14 protein-coding genes are annotated in these 14,600 nt (G+C 45.7%); 7 read left to right on the top strand and 7 right to left on the bottom strand.

Going from position 1 to position 14,600, the window contains the following annotated elements; translation table 11 throughout:
- Window positions 1–35: 35 nt before the first annotated feature.
- Window positions 36–806: a class I SAM-dependent methyltransferase gene (locus tag AQULUS_RS03755; protein WP_148338769.1), complete on the top strand. Its 771-nt coding sequence runs from the start codon at window positions 36–38 to the stop codon at window positions 804–806.
- A gap of 22 nt (window positions 807–828) precedes the next feature.
- Here AQULUS_RS03755 and AQULUS_RS03750 read toward each other — a convergent pair whose 3' ends face one another.
- Together AQULUS_RS03750 and AQULUS_RS03745 are read right to left on the bottom strand one after the other, a co-directional pair.
- Window positions 829–1,194 carry a hypothetical protein gene (locus AQULUS_RS03750; protein WP_148338768.1) on the bottom strand — a complete coding sequence of 122 codons (366 nt, stop codon included), beginning with the start codon at window positions 1,192–1,194 and terminating at the stop codon, window positions 829–831.
- A 76-nt stretch (window positions 1,195–1,270) separates the two neighbouring features.
- Window positions 1,271–2,104, bottom strand: a complete 834-nt coding sequence (locus AQULUS_RS03745) for an alpha/beta fold hydrolase (protein WP_148338767.1) — start codon at window positions 2,102–2,104, stop codon at window positions 1,271–1,273.
- A gap of 172 nt (window positions 2,105–2,276) precedes the next feature.
- On the opposite strand from AQULUS_RS03745, the gene AQULUS_RS03740 reads away from it, so the two are divergent.
- Window positions 2,277–3,335, top strand: a complete 1,059-nt coding sequence (locus AQULUS_RS03740; protein ID WP_148338766.1) for a histidine phosphatase family protein — start codon at window positions 2,277–2,279, stop codon at window positions 3,333–3,335.
- An 87-nt stretch (window positions 3,336–3,422) separates the two neighbouring features.
- A complete protein-coding gene (locus tag AQULUS_RS03735) occupies window positions 3,423–4,043 on the top strand; it encodes a class I SAM-dependent methyltransferase (protein ID WP_148338765.1) in 621 nt (206 codons plus the stop codon).
- A 5-nt stretch (window positions 4,044–4,048) separates the two neighbouring features.
- On the opposite strand, the gene AQULUS_RS03730 is transcribed toward AQULUS_RS03735, so the two are convergent.
- Together AQULUS_RS03730 and AQULUS_RS03725 are read right to left on the bottom strand one after the other, a co-directional pair.
- Window positions 4,049–4,474, bottom strand: coding sequence for an MAPEG family protein (locus tag AQULUS_RS03730; RefSeq protein ID WP_148338764.1), 426 nt, complete (start codon window positions 4,472–4,474; stop codon window positions 4,049–4,051).
- A 53-nt stretch (window positions 4,475–4,527) separates the two neighbouring features.
- The gene (locus AQULUS_RS03725; protein ID WP_148338763.1) at window positions 4,528–5,949 is read right to left on the bottom strand and encodes a CoA transferase; all 1,422 of its coding nucleotides are present in this window, start codon (window positions 5,947–5,949) and stop codon (window positions 4,528–4,530) included.
- Window positions 5,950–6,089: 140 nt separating this feature from the next.
- Here AQULUS_RS03725 and AQULUS_RS03720 point away from each other — a divergent pair, with 140 nt between their 5' ends.
- Window positions 6,090–7,280, top strand: coding sequence for an alpha/beta hydrolase family protein (locus AQULUS_RS03720; protein ID WP_148338762.1), 1,191 nt, complete (start codon window positions 6,090–6,092; stop codon window positions 7,278–7,280).
- A 90-nt stretch (window positions 7,281–7,370) separates the two neighbouring features.
- On the opposite strand, the gene AQULUS_RS03715 is transcribed toward AQULUS_RS03720, so the two are convergent.
- Window positions 7,371–8,522, bottom strand: coding sequence for a hypothetical protein (locus tag AQULUS_RS03715; RefSeq protein WP_148338761.1), 1,152 nt, complete (start codon window positions 8,520–8,522; stop codon window positions 7,371–7,373).
- Between the two features lie 301 nt (window positions 8,523–8,823).
- Here AQULUS_RS03715 and AQULUS_RS03710 point away from each other — a divergent pair, with 301 nt between their 5' ends.
- The gene (locus AQULUS_RS03710) at window positions 8,824–10,437 is read left to right on the top strand and encodes a DUF2339 domain-containing protein (RefSeq protein WP_172622724.1); all 1,614 of its coding nucleotides are present in this window, start codon (window positions 8,824–8,826) and stop codon (window positions 10,435–10,437) included.
- 56 nt (window positions 10,438–10,493) lie between these two features.
- Here AQULUS_RS03710 and AQULUS_RS03705 read toward each other — a convergent pair whose 3' ends face one another.
- Window positions 10,494–10,907 (bottom strand): hypothetical protein, encoded by a 414-nt coding sequence (locus tag AQULUS_RS03705; protein ID WP_148338759.1) that lies wholly within the window; start codon window positions 10,905–10,907, stop codon window positions 10,494–10,496.
- Between the two features lie 134 nt (window positions 10,908–11,041).
- Between AQULUS_RS03705 and AQULUS_RS03700 the strand changes: the two genes are divergently transcribed.
- Window positions 11,042–11,887, top strand: a complete 846-nt coding sequence (locus AQULUS_RS03700) for a polysaccharide deacetylase family protein (RefSeq protein ID WP_197737285.1) — start codon at window positions 11,042–11,044, stop codon at window positions 11,885–11,887.
- A 16-nt stretch (window positions 11,888–11,903) separates the two neighbouring features.
- Window positions 11,904–12,365, top strand: a complete 462-nt coding sequence (locus AQULUS_RS03695; RefSeq protein WP_148338758.1) for a motile sperm domain-containing protein — start codon at window positions 11,904–11,906, stop codon at window positions 12,363–12,365.
- Window positions 12,366–12,391: 26 nt separating this feature from the next.
- Here AQULUS_RS03695 and ceg17 read toward each other — a convergent pair whose 3' ends face one another.
- Window positions 12,392–14,503 carry a Dot/Icm T4SS effector Ceg17 gene (ceg17, locus tag AQULUS_RS03690; RefSeq protein WP_148338757.1) on the bottom strand — a complete coding sequence of 704 codons (2,112 nt, stop codon included), beginning with the start codon at window positions 14,501–14,503 and terminating at the stop codon, window positions 12,392–12,394.
- Between the last annotated feature and the right edge of the window lie 97 nt (window positions 14,504–14,600).

Genomic DNA, 14,600 nt, shown 5'->3' with positions numbered 1-14,600 from the left:
ATTCCTATCAACATTTAACAGGTAATTTAAAAACAATGACATCCCACACCAGCGCCAAACCCTCTCACTACGATCAGGAAGCGAAATATTATGATGAATTCAATGAATCGAATTCCCGGGCAATCAATCGATTTCTGGAAAAATCGCTTAAATCTTATCAATCCAAAACCGTCCTCGACCTTGCCTGCGGCACCGGATCGCAGCTTTTCTGGCTTGCTAACCGCGGCTTTGATGTTACGGGATGCGACATCAACGCGAACATGTTAAAAATTGCCCGGTACAAGGCCAGGAAAAGAAAAATGGATATTCAGCTTATTAAAGGCGACATGCGCACTACTTATGCCGGCGAATTTGATGCTGTCATTACGATTTTCAACGCCATAGGACATCTTACCAAGCATGATTTTGAGAAAGCACTGCGTAATATTCACAGGAACCTGAAACGTGGCGGCATATACCTGTTCGACATTTTCAATCTGAATTATCTGATCAAAAACGACCGCATTACCACTCTCACGATAGACTGGCTAAAGCATACCGGCAAAACCCGCATGCGTGAAATCCAGTATAGCACGATAAACCAGCACGGTATTCTTGCTTCTTATACAACTTCCATAACCTGGACAAATCACGGTAAACCAGCGAAATCGACCCACTCCCAGACTTTGCAGATTTACACCGCGAAGCAGCTCAGGGAAATATTGACAAGAAATGGTTTTAAGGTTATCAGGCAATGTGGGATTGACGGATCAAGATTTTCTGACAACAAAACCGAGCGCTTTATCACCATTGCAGCCAAGCGGTAATCCTGTATATAAAGTGAGCGGCTTATAACATTAACGCCATACCCAGTGTAAGAGTTGCGAAACAGGTGAGCGCGGAAAACAGAACAGCCTTTTTTGAATACTGACTGTTGAATTTATTTTTCCGCAAAAATTTCACGTAGTCGATTTCAATATAAATTCCTATGCCTGTGCCCGCCAACAGATAAGCCGCCAAAGTCATTTTATATGGAAACAGATAAATACCCAGATAACCAAGCAATATGGCAATCAAACAAACCAGATCTTGCCTGCCCGCCAGGTCATTGTCCATTTTTCTGAGGGAGACATCCAGGGTTTTTCTTGCCATATACCAGTAATATTGGCATGGCAGAATAATCAGCAACAGTGCAATCAACACGAATGTTTTCATATATGCCCATGGCGCACACAGGTATCAACCAGGCAAAATGGCTGCTGCCTTCATAGGAAGACTGACACCGCACCGGCTATCCCTTGATAAATGCCAGCAAATCGTTATTTACCTGATTTTTGTGTGTAGCACACAAGCCATGCGAGGCGCCCGGATAGACTTTCAGAACAGCATCCTTAATTATCTTTGATGTCAGCATTGCCGAAGCGCTTATTGGCACGATTTGATCATCATCACCATGCATGACGAGAGTAGGAATATCGAACTTTTTAAGGTCTTCAGTAAAATCGGTTTCAGAAAACGCCTTGATGCAGTCAAACAAGCCTTTGAAACCGCCTTGCATGCCTTGCAGCCAGAATGAATCTTTCAAGCCTTGAGATACTTTGGAATCGGGTCTGTTAGCGCCATAGAATGGCACAGCCAGATCCTTGAAAAATTGTGAACGATCAGCAAGCGTGTTGGCGCGGATACCATCAAAAATCTCGATAGGCAGGCCGCCAGGATTAGCGCTGGTTTTCAGCATGAGAGGAGGTACGGCGCCAATCAAAACCGCTTTAGCCATATTTTTCGTGCCGTGACGGCCAATATATCTAGCCACTTCGCCGCCGCCTGTGGAATGGCCGACGTGAACGACATTCCTCAGTTCCAGTGTCTTGACAAGCATGGCCAGATCGTCAGCATAAGTATCCATGTTATTCCCGGTCCAGGGCTGACTAGAACGTCCATGACCACGGCGGTCATGCGCAATGCAACGGTATCCATGGGAAGCCAGAAAAAGCATTTGATCCTCCCAGGCATCTGCTGTCAATGGCCAGCCATGACTGAAAACAACAGGCTGTCCCGCGCCCCAATCCTTGTAATAAATTGTGATATCAACAGAATTTTCTTTGCCGACGATAATATGATTCATACCCGATATCCTTATCATGAAGAATTAATTGTTAATCAGCAGCTATATAATGTCAATCAACATAAAAATCGAATAATTGCTTATCGCTTGAAGATGGATTATAAAAGCAGGCGGCTCACCCTCTGAAATGAAGACGGACAACAATTTATTTATTCATGAAGGATTCTAACATATGAACAACAAGTTACGATTGGCTCTCGTATTTTTGCTGTGTACCCCTTCCCTCTTGTTCGCGGCTGACAGGCTTGTTTTTGCGGTTGATATCATCCGCCACGGCGACAGAACACCGATAGGATTGCTGCCCGCAGTTAACTTCCAATGGAAGGAAGGCCTGGGTCAATTAACCGCCGAAGGCATGCGGCAGGAATATGAAATGGGTGTTAGGTTTCGCAAAAGATATGTAGAACAGACACACCTTTTGCCTGAACATTATGCGGCGGGCACCTTGTATGTCCGCTCCACAAATTACGACCGCACCTTGATGAGCGCGGAATCGCTCTTGATGGGCCTTTATCCTCCCGGAACCGGGCCTGATACCTCGGAACCGGCGAAACCGGCCCTTCCCCACGCCTTTCAGCCCATCCCCGTTTTTTCCGCACCTTCTCAATATGACGATGTCATTATAAAAAACATAGACAATAGTGAACGCACCAAATTAATGCAGCGTTATGTATACTCAACCAGGGAATGGCAGCAAAAAAATAATGAACTGCAGCCCAAATTCGCGACATGGAGCCGGCTGACCGGCGTCAACATCAAGTCCCTGAATGACCTGATAATGGTCGGTGACACTTTATATATTCATCAAGTCCATAAGGCTCCGATGCCCCCAGGGTTAAGCGCCAGGGATATTGAAACCATTATCAACGCCAGCGACTGGGTCTTTGCGGCAGCAGAACGACCGCCGCAGGTAGCAGCCGTGTATAGCACACAACTTATGACGAACATCGCGAATTATCTTCAAAAAGGCAGCCAGGAAACTTCCAGACTAAAATATGTTTTATTATCTGCGCATGACACCACGATTGCCAGTGCTCTCAGTTATATGGGCGCGCCTTTAAACACGTCACCGCCTTATGCATCCAATCTTAATTTCTCGCTTTACGCAAGCGGCCCAAATCATTATACGGTAAAAATCACATATAATGGCTCACCCGTCCCTATTCCGGCTTGCGGCGGTACGGTGTGTGATTTGGAACAATTTGTGGAATTGGCCAAAGGATTCAAATAACCAAAGGCTGTCATGATGGAAGTGCATGTCATTGCCTTCCCTCATGTCTCGACAATGCTTGAAAATCCGTTAATTTGAGATGTGGCCATGTTAAAAATTCTTGCGGTTGTCATCGCTCTGGTAATATTTACTTCCATCATCTGGCGTTTGCTGTCCCGTCGTCACGCGCTTCCTTGCCCAACATGGTTAAGCTGGATGGTTGAAATGGACAATCCCTTCACCAAAGTGAATCGCGCCGCTGTCATTATTGAATGCTTGAATTTGAAGCCGGACATGACACTTCTGGATGCAGGCTGCGGACCTGGCAGAATCAGCATTCCCGCCTCCAGGCTTGTGAAAGAAGTCGTCGCCATGGATATTCAAACCGGCATGCTGCAACGAGTGCAGCAAAAAGCAAAAAATGCCGGCATCAGCAATATTCAATACCTGCATGCCGGACTTGGCGAAGGAAAACTCGATATAAACAGATTTGACCGGGCGGTATTAGTGACTGTTTTGGGAGAAATTCCCAACCGCTTGGCAGCACTAAAGGAAATATTCCATGCACTCAAACCGGGCGGGATACTCTCGGTCACTGAAATTATTTTCGATCCGCATTTCCAGCGCCGAAAAACCGTTCTTGACCTGGCAAAAACCATAGGATTTCGGGAAAAATCCCGCTTTGGAAACAGTATTGCGTATACCCTGCATCTGGAAAAGCCTGAATGATTTCCTCAAGCGCTCGCAACACAAACTGCCCATACAGCCATCCAGAACATGATAATCAACTGAGTAAAGAAGAACGCAAATCTGATCAAGACCATGCGGTTTGTATCGGTAAAAGCCACATGGGTAATGGTCTGACAGATTCTCGCGGTCATAAAAGTGACTGCCAGGACATCAAGTAACGCATTATCCAGTTTCAACAAAGTAATGATGAATATTATGGAGCCATACACAGGCAGGTTTTCCACGCAATTAACATGCGCCCGCATGGCGCGGCGATAGCGGGGACTGCCATGCGGCTCATCAGCGCGAAATTCTCTAGGCTGGTTTTGACCACATAAAATCAAATACCAGCGCGTGATTCCTATGGTGGATATAAGAACCAGTAAAGTCCAAACGGCAAAACCAAGCAATGTCCATTGGGGAATAGTCATGAGTATGGTTCCTGTTTCAAGACATGTCATGCTCAACTATCACAATAATGTTATCACCATCTGGGCTCGTGCGCACCGAATGGCGATACAGGAAATAATTTAATATCCGGCATATCTGAAAATGTGATCGCTGAAGACAAATGTGACAGCTTTCCGTAAGGTGTATCTTCCACAATTAATTTATAGGGATAATTATCTTGTTCAGGCGCATGTCCTAGCGCTTCATGATCTATGACGCCAAGTTCCTGCACCCACATGGCACTTCTGGCCAGAGAAACCTTGACATGATAGCTTCCGCCTTCTACCGCTCGTCTCAACAGAGCGGACATCATACCCGCTGCCGCAAAATAAGCTGTAATCAGATCGGTCAAGTAAAATACCGGGGAAAATTTTGGATTTTTCAGCGTTCCTTCTCTAACAGCAAAACCTGATGCCACCTGGCCATTCTGATCAAACCCGGGACGTTTTTGCCACGGCCCTTCATGGCCGTAGGCATTGACCGATAGATAGATAATCCCGTTTTTTGTCATTTTTGCCGCTTCTGCGGCAGTCAGCCCGAATCGTTCAACCACGGAAGGGCGGTAAGAGTTAGCAAATACATCCGCTTGCGATAATAACTCGCGCATCTTTTCCAGGTCTTTTGAATTGGTCAAGTCGAGATAAGCCGATCGTTTTCCATGATCAACAGCAAAGTTTTGAGCAAGCGTATCTCTATGATAAGGCGAACTGATATGCAAAACATGTGCGCCAAACTCCGCCAGCGTTCTGGTACTTCTCGGCCCTGCCAACACATGAGTAAAATCCAATACCTTGATACCCGAAAGCGGCGACATGGACTCATGCGAGAAATCAACAGGATGGCCTGACGCTATTTTTTCAATTTCCACGACAGGTGTTCGCGCCAGTATTTTACCCTGCTCATGATCAAGCCACTCATTTCTTGTATATGCGATACACCCCGGCAATCCCAAATCAGCCAATGCATTTTCAAGTTTCAGCGCGTCCCATTCAGCAATCACTTTGCCAAGAGCGTTTCTGTTGTTGCCGCAATTAAAAAAATTTAAATACCCTGTTTCCAGTTTTCTATATGGCGGACCGGATTCAATCATGATCATGCGCCCATCAGCACATCGAAATAGTCCATTTGTGGGGACTGACTCCGCTCCCAGATCAATTTTATATCCTGATTGCCAGATAAAATGTGTTGGATGCAAGTAATGGATCGCATCATAAATACTCAGGCTGATATTGTTTTTCTTTCCTGTACGGTATTTCCAGATTGATGCCGCGCCAACCGCATCCAGCGCCAGCACATAACTGACGGCCTCGCCTAGGTAATGCGGCGATTTAAGAATGGGATCAGACCCTGAAAGTGACAGGATACCATCGAAATAAGGCTTAAATCCCAGGTCTGACAGCAAAATATCCAGTGGATTCAATGTCCCGTCTGACAGGTATCGGTTGCCTGGTTTCATGTGCTGCTTCCTCTTGTATTGTCTAGGATCCAAGGTTATCTGTTTCAAACGAATAATCAAGCTGGGTATCTTGCTGCGTTGATAATCCCCATTAAATATGCAATCATCACACGTTCTTAGAATACAAGGAATGTAATCACATGAAGCTGCCACTTCCCGTAAGGCAAATTATGATCAGCTGTTTCTGCTTGCTCACCTTTCTTAGCGTTTCAGCAGTATTCGCGCAACATAGCAGGCTGGTGAACTATACATATATAGGCGAATTTACCACGGACACTGCCAGGCTGGCTTTGCAAAAAATGCCGCCGCTTGATACGCTGGAGCCTGTATACACTCTTGATTTATACAAAATTCAATACAAAACTCCTGCACCGAATGGAATGACGGCAAGAGCCTCCGGCTTGGTTGCCATGCCAGCGTTGCCCATGAACAAGGTTTCCATTGTCAGTTTTCACCACGGCACCAGAGTGGCGCGCAGCGACGCCCCATCCAGCAACAAGGCAACCAATTATATTTATCCTGCTGTTTTTGCCAGCAGCGGCGGCTACATGCTGGTCATGCCGGATTATCTTGGCCTGGGAGATAGCGATTTGCCTCTTCACCCTTATGTACATTCGGAAACCCTGGCCAGCAGCAGCATTGACATGCTGATCGCAGCAAAAGAATTAGCGGCTGTCTTGCATTATCCAATTAACGACAAACTGTTTTTGGCGGGATATTCCGAAGGCGGCTTTACCACCATGGTGACCTATGAGGCTCTGTTGAAAAATCACAAAGAGCTTCCTGTGACAGCGGCAGCACCCGGTTCAGCCCCTTATGACTGGAATGAAACACTGCGCTTCATCACACAGCAGCCGGGCCCGCGCGCATCGCTTTATCTGGCGTATTTCTTTTATTCCATGCAAACTTACTTCCATTACTGGAATGGGCTTGATGTCATCTTTAAGGCACCGTATAACACGCTGGTTCCGCTTTTATTCGATGGACTCCATGAAGGATCGGAAATACTTCAGGCACTGCCTTCTGATCCGCGTCATATGCTTCAGGAAGCATTTTTAGATTCCATGATCAATGGATCTGATCCAAATATTAAAAACCTCATCAGCAACTTCAATCATTATGATTTTAAATCCACGTCTCCCCTGCTGCTGGTTGGCACCAAAGGCGATCATAATGTGCCTTATCATGGCGCTGAAATTGCCTATCAACAATTAAAGAGTAAAAGCGACATGGTATACATCAAACATGTCAGCGATGTGCTAGACCACGTGCAAGCCGCGCCGTTTGTTTTGAAAGAACAACTGGAGTTTTTCAAACGATACGAGAATTAATACGCAACAAGCCCGAATGTTGAAATACATTCGGGCCTGACCGCGGGTGAATTTGCCTCTATAGATATGCGAGGCATATACCAACAACCATCAAAAGCCATAACTTCTTGTTATTCTGTGTACCTCTGCCTCTCTGGGAATCATGGGATTGGAGAAAGCATCACAGCAGAGATTATATAAGGCAGCGGAAAAACCTCTTACAAGATTTTGTTCGTCAACATGACAAACCACCTCTGATGAATTGAGCATGGCATTGACATCCGCGCACGGCACGACGGCAATGTGACTGTCATTCTCATAGCGTATAACGAAATGGCGCGACAAGGGATTGTTTCCGATCATATTAATGCCTCGGGTTATACTCTCATTGTCTCCGAAATATAAAACCACATTTGAGCGTCTCACTGAGCCTGCCAGAATACTGGTAAACCGCTCCATTCCTGCGACATCCCACACGTTTAATGTAATGTTTCGGTCCGTATTGATACGAAAAAAATCTACGCCCACTGTCCCATCCGCATTCCTGATGCAGAAGTTGAATAATTGCGGGGAATTATCAAACCCAAGATTATGGACATTTAAATGGGTAGTCGTACGCTGATTTAATCCGCTGACAATGACCGGATCAGCAATAATGGTGAACCCCCTAGGCAAGTGAATACCGTTCGCAGCGCTGCTCCTTCGCGCCATATTAAATGCCTGGGGAGCAGGCTGGAATAGACGAGAGTTTCGCGCATGATGCCGCTGCGCGTGTACAGGCGCGGACTGCTGGCGGTCAGCCTGAAGATCATGCTGGGCTGACGTGATAGCAATCAAATCATCCGCGTCCGGATCAGCCGGCTGACGATGCGCAGACGCCGGAGGCACACGATTATCAGACACTAACACGTATCTTTCTTGTTTGATGGCTTCTTCAATTTTTTTATAATCCGGATGCTTTTTATTTTCGACAAGAAACTCCCCAATCAGGGTTTCTACTGCTTCTCTTGTTTTGCTGTCTGTTGCAATGCGGTTTAATTCATCCAATGTCATGGGTTCATTGGTAAGCGGATTTTTACCATTGACCCGGATAGCCTCAGCAACAAACTCCCTTTCTACCGGATCGGTTGAGCCTGGTATGATGACAGGGTCAAGAAAAACCAGACCTGTTAATTCAGAAATTAATTTTAGTCTGTCAGCCTTCTTTCTGAACTCAGTCAATATAACAAAATAATCTTGATGGACAGGATTTCTTGTCTCCATGGTCACTCCTCGTATGGCATTGTATTTTAATGTTTTTATGGTCTTAATCTGAATAGCAGCCTGGCTGGCTGCGTGAGCAGTCCATTCAGCATCTTAACCTTCATTTGCGAAGGCAACAGAGCTGGATCACTTCATCACGTTAATCAAACTGTCAAATCTTATCAATACGGTATAATTACCGTATCCATCACGACGTTAAGAAATTTTTCTGATCTTTCCGATATATATAACCCCGGTTATACTATTCTATATAAGAGCATTACGTGATTATCGCCTGGAGGCACACCTAATGAGTGACAACATGGATGCACGATTGAGCGAGCTGGAACGTCGCCTCGCCAGAATTGAAGCTCATCTTGATATCAAACTCCCCAGCTCCATTCCCGAGCACCATGGCGAACCAAAGCCAAAACCCGAAGCCAAACCAGAAGTTCCCACCGAAACGGCCAAATCCGGCAACTGGCTGGGTGTGACCGCCATCATTTGTTTTATACTGGCCGCCGGTTTTATTATTAAATTAGCGGTTGACTCGGGATGGCTGACGCCCCCGCGTCAAATTGCCATCGCAGTCATATTCGGCCTCACCCTGATCATGACCGGGCTTGCGTTATTGAGAACAGACAAGGCATATGCCGGATTGCTGCCGGCAGCAGGTGTAATCGTATTATATCTTTCAGTGTTCGGTGCTTATCAGTATTATCATCTGATCAATTTTCCTGCGGCGATAGCTTCGACCAGTCTGGTTTCCGCACTTTGTATCGTTTTCTATCTACGCATCAGGCATGATGTTTACGCCATTATTTCAGCTATCGGAGCTTATATTGCGCCTGTTTTACTGGAACTTGACGCCGTATCCATTTTTTCACTCTATTATTTTGTTTTTTGCTCTCTTACTTTTGCCACCATTTCAATCTGGGTCCGCTCGCGGGTATTTGTCATTCTGGCAGCGTATCTGGCCATTCTGGTCAACGGCGTAGTCGGGTTTGATCTGGGCATGGATATATTGATTGCCGTCATTCTGCTTTTGCATTTTCTTGTTTTTTCATTTGGAACATTTCTTTATACCTATTATTCCAGGACACCGCTGACTCAAAACGAATCCTGGGGCTTTTTCCCGGTACTGCTGTTGTTTTACGCGCTGGAGTATTATTTCATCAACCGCGTTTATCCAGATGCCGCCCCCTGGATATCGCTCGCGTTCACAGCAGTTTTATTAGGACTGTATTTATCGGCAAAAAAACTCTTTCCTGGCCGTGTCATGAACAGCCAAAGCATGATTATCGCATTTATCACATTGGCACTCTTTCATTCCGTCTATATCGAGATCATACCTTCAGATCTCAGACCCTGGCTGTTTGCATTCATCGTAATCGTTTTTGCCTATCTGCCAGCCTATTTTTTAACGTCAGCCAAAGAAACCAGCGTTTTCCCTTTAATCGCTTTATTCATCATACTGGGTGTTGAATACGATAGAATGATTTATCATCTTATCGCGGATTACCAGACTTCCTGGCTGACGGTTTCCATGGCCGCATTCGCAAGCATCTGGTTGCTGCTCCTTCGTCAACATGAACAGATAGTGAAAAAAGACGAGTTTGGTTACGCGATTCTGGGCTGTGCTCATTTACTGGCTGTTACAGGATTATATCAGCTGACCACAGACCATGGCTCTCTGGCTGTTTCCACATCCTGGCTGTTCTACGCCCTTCTCGTTATCGGCATTGCTTTCGCACGCAAGGATAAAATCATGGCGAAATCAGCCTTGTTTGTACTGGGCTTCGCGGCAGCGAAAGCATTATTGTATGATGCCGCATCGGCGCCCACCGTCGTGCGCATCCTGTGCCTGCTGTTGACTGGCGCAGTGTTATATGGCGCCGGATTTCTTTTTAGACACATTGCAGGCTGGAAATCGTGAATTAAATATGTGGAAAACCCTGGGTGTCACCCACAAGGTTTTTCCGCGTGAAATCCTCAATCTTGTATTTTTTTTCCATAACACTGGATAGTGGCATTGGATCCCGCAACATAAAACACTTTAATATTGCCAACATCCGCTTTTTCATCTGTCAATGTCCAGATGAAGGGTCCATTCATTCCTTCATTTAATGGTGTGACAGGCAGATTGTATTCATTATCAAAATTCTTGCCTGTTCTTAACAAGGCTTTCACCCCTTCTTCCCCGGCGGCTGCTCCGCGTAAATCACATTTGAATTCAACCTTGCCCGCAGTCCCGTTCGCAAAATACGACGCAACACCGGATTTTGCATCAATTGACCATTCTTTCCCTTCTTCTATGTCGCCCGCCTGGAATAATGGCGCGGAATGTGCGATAGATGAAACTGCCTGGATGACAAGAAACAAACCAAAAAGGTGTCTGATTTTCATACCAATCTCCCATAAATGTCAAATAGATTGCCCAAAATGCCGCATAGTACCTTAACCTGTCAGTGTTCTCAATATCGGTCAAATTACGATGAAAAATGGGGTAAAATAAAGATATTAACCATTAAGGATGATATATGCTGCACTTGATCAGAACTATCTATTGTCTTTGCATGGCTGTCATTCTCGCAATTCCCACCGTCTTGTTTGCGAGCAATAACATCAATATCCCGATTCTTTGCTATCACAATCTGAATCCTGTCGTTCCCGGCAGCATGAACATGACGCCACAAAGATTTGAAGAACAGATAAAGTGGATCAAGCAAAATGGCTTTACAGTCATTCCACTCAAGGAAGCTGTTGAATACCTGCAAGGCACACGCGCATCATTACCGGAAAAATCTGTTGTCATCACGGCGGATGACGGATGGAAATCCGTTTATACTTATATGCTGCCGATAGTACGAAAATATAAAATTCCAGTGACACTCTTTATATATCCTCAAACCATCTCGAATGGAAAAAACGCGATGACATGGGATCAATTAAAGGAATTACAACAAACAGGGCTCTTCGATATACAAGGCCATACTTATTCGCATCCCAATTTTAAGCGGACAAAGAAAAAACTGTCACGTCCTGCTTACGAGAAATTTGTAAAAAATGAATTGGTATCATCGAAAAAAATTCTGGAAGAAAAATTGGGCACTAAAATTACCTTTCTGGCATGGCCTTTTGGGATTTATGATGATTATCTGGAACAAGAAGCCAAAAATGCGGATTATACTATGGCATTCAGCATTGACGCCAAAACCGCCAATAAAACATACAAATCCATGGCGCAGCCGCGCTTTATGATTATTGAGAGTCAAACGATGAAAACATATGCCGCCATACTAAAAGGCGCGACAGCCAAGCCGCGCATGGCAAGCACTACCCCTGCCACGCCGGATCCGCACCCTGAGACGTCACAGACAAGATAAGACAAGGATTCATGTCATGAAAGCTATCAGGCACATCCTGCCCGTTCTTTTTTCCTGCATTGCGCTGTCTGCCTATGCTAACACCCAGGCAGATGAAAATTCGACATTGCACGTCACTCTCACCAATCATACCCATGATCAGCTGCGGTTTGACCGCGTCACATCCAGCAGACCCGGCAGCCATTTTTCTGTTTATCCCGAAACAATCAATCCGGGTGAAACGACCATAGTCACAGTTGAAAAATTATCCAATAACGACATCCAAGGCATGCTTGCTTTTACCAGTGCCAATGGTGATGAAGCGGTTCTGTTTATTTTGGATCAGGAACAAATTCATTTCGGGCAGCCAGTATTTCATTTTAGCGGATCCAGATATGCTTCCTCGCTCATTTTAAAGACACGCAATAGAAATATTGGCCCGCGTTATTTGACTTACATAGAAGCCAGATTGAATATAGTGACACCGGACATCGTATAAAAACGCCCGGCATTTCACTATGCGCCTTACGCCCCATTCATCAAGCTTATCGCTGCAGCGCCTATTGTCAAACTGACTGCGGCAACTGGAACCACTGTCTTTGTAAAGAATTGACACCAGGTATTCCCCTTGTGCCGAACGCGTGCGGAAGACAGGTCAGGATGATATGCATCCTGAGTCACAGACGGCTGATCTGTCACGCGCCTGCCAAGATAAGGACACACACCCACGCCTGACAGATGATGCTCTTCCCTGCTGTCCGCTTCCTCTTCAGCCTCTTCAACGCGCGGTCTCGTAACCGTCTTTTCCCTGACGGCTGTCCTGGTCTTGATTGCTTCTTTGATTTCACCTTCCTCAACCAGATGAGTATATAACGCAGGCGCAAGCGCGCGAATGACCGGGACAATTCCAGCATTCAGGCCTCTTGAACCCTGATGGGCAGCCGAAGTCGTCTCCAGAGTTTGCAAAACGTTGCCTGCGTGGAATAGATTGAACAAGGCGCTCTTTTTGATCTTCATGGAATGGCTGCCTTCAGCATAAATTTGTCTTGCGGCATCAGCCAAATGGTCAAATCCCAGCGCGGTTCTAAGCATATCGATTAAAGGTTCACAGGATTTGACTTGCAGTCCCAAAATCGGTCCCCGGCTATCGCCCGGTATCTCTTTTGCCATTGCCTTTAGCCTGAAATACAATGCATGATTATTTAATATCTTCTGCAAGGCTAGCGCATTGGGATGTTCATCACCAAACACGCATGCGTCTCTTAATAATTGTTCCAGCAGCATTTGTTCCGCTATCAGAATCCCGGACGCAAGCAATGCAGCCGCATGCCTGGGGTTGCTTAAATCAGGGTCTTGCAAATCACCGTTAAGACGCACATCAGTCAAACGTTCATCCGATTCATATACCGGCTTGTCATCTGCGAGCAACAAAGCAGGCGAACCATCCGGTTTTTGCAGGTCATATGCATAGGCAAACGCCTTGGCACTGTTCAGAGTAATATCGAACGAATTGGTAAATTCGTGAGGCAGCCTGGGACGAGAACTTCTTGATTCCGTCAATTTCAAAACCTGGGCCATTTCTGTAATCAGAATACCGGTCAAAAAGTCTTCGACCACATCCGTCTCTTTCATTCTCGACTGAATGAGATTATAGGAAGTGGAAATTGCCGAGCCGATCAATTTGACAGGGTCGAACCCATATTCACGTTCGAGTTCCTGCACAACATCGTCCAGAAGATTTAACGTCCTGTTCTGTGTGAACCGCACACCGTCTGTTTTGGCGCGCATTTCATTCAAAAGCAGGGAGTATTCTGCCTTGGATAATTGATGCGTTTTACCCTTGGCAATGCGTATGACACGAAGCAAATCTTCTGTATATTGCGGGTCAACTAATTGATCTTGCTCACCGGAATGCAGCATCCATCCGACCGGAGCTGCTTTTCCATGGTGTGAAATGACAAATCCATTCTTTTGGCTAGTCATTTTATGCTCGGGATCCAATGAAATCTCCAGCTCGGGCACACGCGCAATTTCAAGACAATGCCTTGATTCAGTCAGAATACAAGCCTTGTCATCAATCATGGTTCTTTCAAAGGAGCCATCATTCAGCTCCCGGGTGATTAACGCATAACTAGGTTCATCCAGACTCTCCGGACAGCAAACGTATTCAAACCCTTGCCTGGCAAGCTGGCCGGCCAGGTTCAATCCTATGGCCCAGACGGGTGAATGAAGCGCATCCCATAAGTATTCTTCGCCGTGTAATTGCTTTGTGTTATGCCTGATTTGCGGCTGCGTTCTTTCATTCAGGATTTTCCCGCGCCCCAAGGTATAATGAGCGATTTGTTCCAGCGACCTGGTTGTCTGGCAAACGGAGGAGGCAGACTGGGGAATTGAAAAGAGATCATCCTGGTTCCCTCCTTCCCCTTTCTCGTGAGCAGGATTATCGCAATAATCTTCCCTGCATATGCTTTGCAGTAATGCCGCTCTTTGGGCCTGTCCCAGCTGTATACGCATGACAAGCGCACCGACATTCTTGAATGCATGCCTGAATATCATGGAACGCGATTCATGATTTCTTTCATTGACAAATTCGCAGGCTTTTTTTCCTGTATACGCCAAATCAACGCCGCTTAGCATACTTCCACCCTCGTTTGAATATGTTATTGTTATGTCAAATTTTATGGCCAATTAATATACATTACCTTGATTTCGCAGGCAAGCCGGTTTTTGCATG

This window comes from Aquicella siphonis (assembly GCF_902459485.1).
Classification (GTDB): Bacteria; Pseudomonadota; Gammaproteobacteria; order DSM-16500; family DSM-16500; genus Aquicella; species Aquicella siphonis.
Note: the sequence above shows the minus strand (reverse complement) of the source record. Positions and strands in the feature narration are given on the sequence as shown.

Bases quoted from the DNA above. Each gene is read 5' to 3' on its own strand.
- AQULUS_RS03695 (WP_148338758.1), top strand. From the start codon at position 11,904: ATGAAAGCTATCAGGCACATCCTGCCCGTTCTTTTTTCCTGCATTGCG.
- AQULUS_RS03710 (WP_172622724.1), top strand. From the start codon at position 8,824: ATGGATGCACGATTGAGCGAGCTGGAACGTCGCCTCGCCAGAATTGAA.
- AQULUS_RS03730 (WP_148338764.1), bottom strand. From the start codon at position 4,474: ATGACTATTCCCCAATGGACATTGCTTGGTTTTGCCGTTTGGACTTTA.
- AQULUS_RS03735 (WP_148338765.1), top strand. From the start codon at position 3,423: ATGTTAAAAATTCTTGCGGTTGTCATCGCTCTGGTAATATTTACTTCC.
- ceg17 (WP_148338757.1), bottom strand. From the start codon at position 14,503: ATGCTAAGCGGCGTTGATTTGGCGTATACAGGAAAAAAAGCCTGCGAA.
- AQULUS_RS03740 (WP_148338766.1), top strand. From the start codon at position 2,277: ATGAACAACAAGTTACGATTGGCTCTCGTATTTTTGCTGTGTACCCCT.
- AQULUS_RS03745 (WP_148338767.1), bottom strand. From the start codon at position 2,104: ATGAATCATATTATCGTCGGCAAAGAAAATTCTGTTGATATCACAATT.
- AQULUS_RS03700 (WP_197737285.1), top strand. From the start codon at position 11,042: ATGCTGCACTTGATCAGAACTATCTATTGTCTTTGCATGGCTGTCATT.
- AQULUS_RS03720 (WP_148338762.1), top strand. From the start codon at position 6,090: ATGAAGCTGCCACTTCCCGTAAGGCAAATTATGATCAGCTGTTTCTGC.
- AQULUS_RS03755 (WP_148338769.1), top strand. From the start codon at position 36: ATGACATCCCACACCAGCGCCAAACCCTCTCACTACGATCAGGAAGCG.
- AQULUS_RS03715 (WP_148338761.1), bottom strand. From the start codon at position 8,522: ATGGAGACAAGAAATCCTGTCCATCAAGATTATTTTGTTATATTGACT.
- AQULUS_RS03705 (WP_148338759.1), bottom strand. From the start codon at position 10,907: ATGAAAATCAGACACCTTTTTGGTTTGTTTCTTGTCATCCAGGCAGTT.
- AQULUS_RS03725 (WP_148338763.1), bottom strand. From the start codon at position 5,949: ATGAAACCAGGCAACCGATACCTGTCAGACGGGACATTGAATCCACTG.
- AQULUS_RS03750 (WP_148338768.1), bottom strand. From the start codon at position 1,194: ATGAAAACATTCGTGTTGATTGCACTGTTGCTGATTATTCTGCCATGC.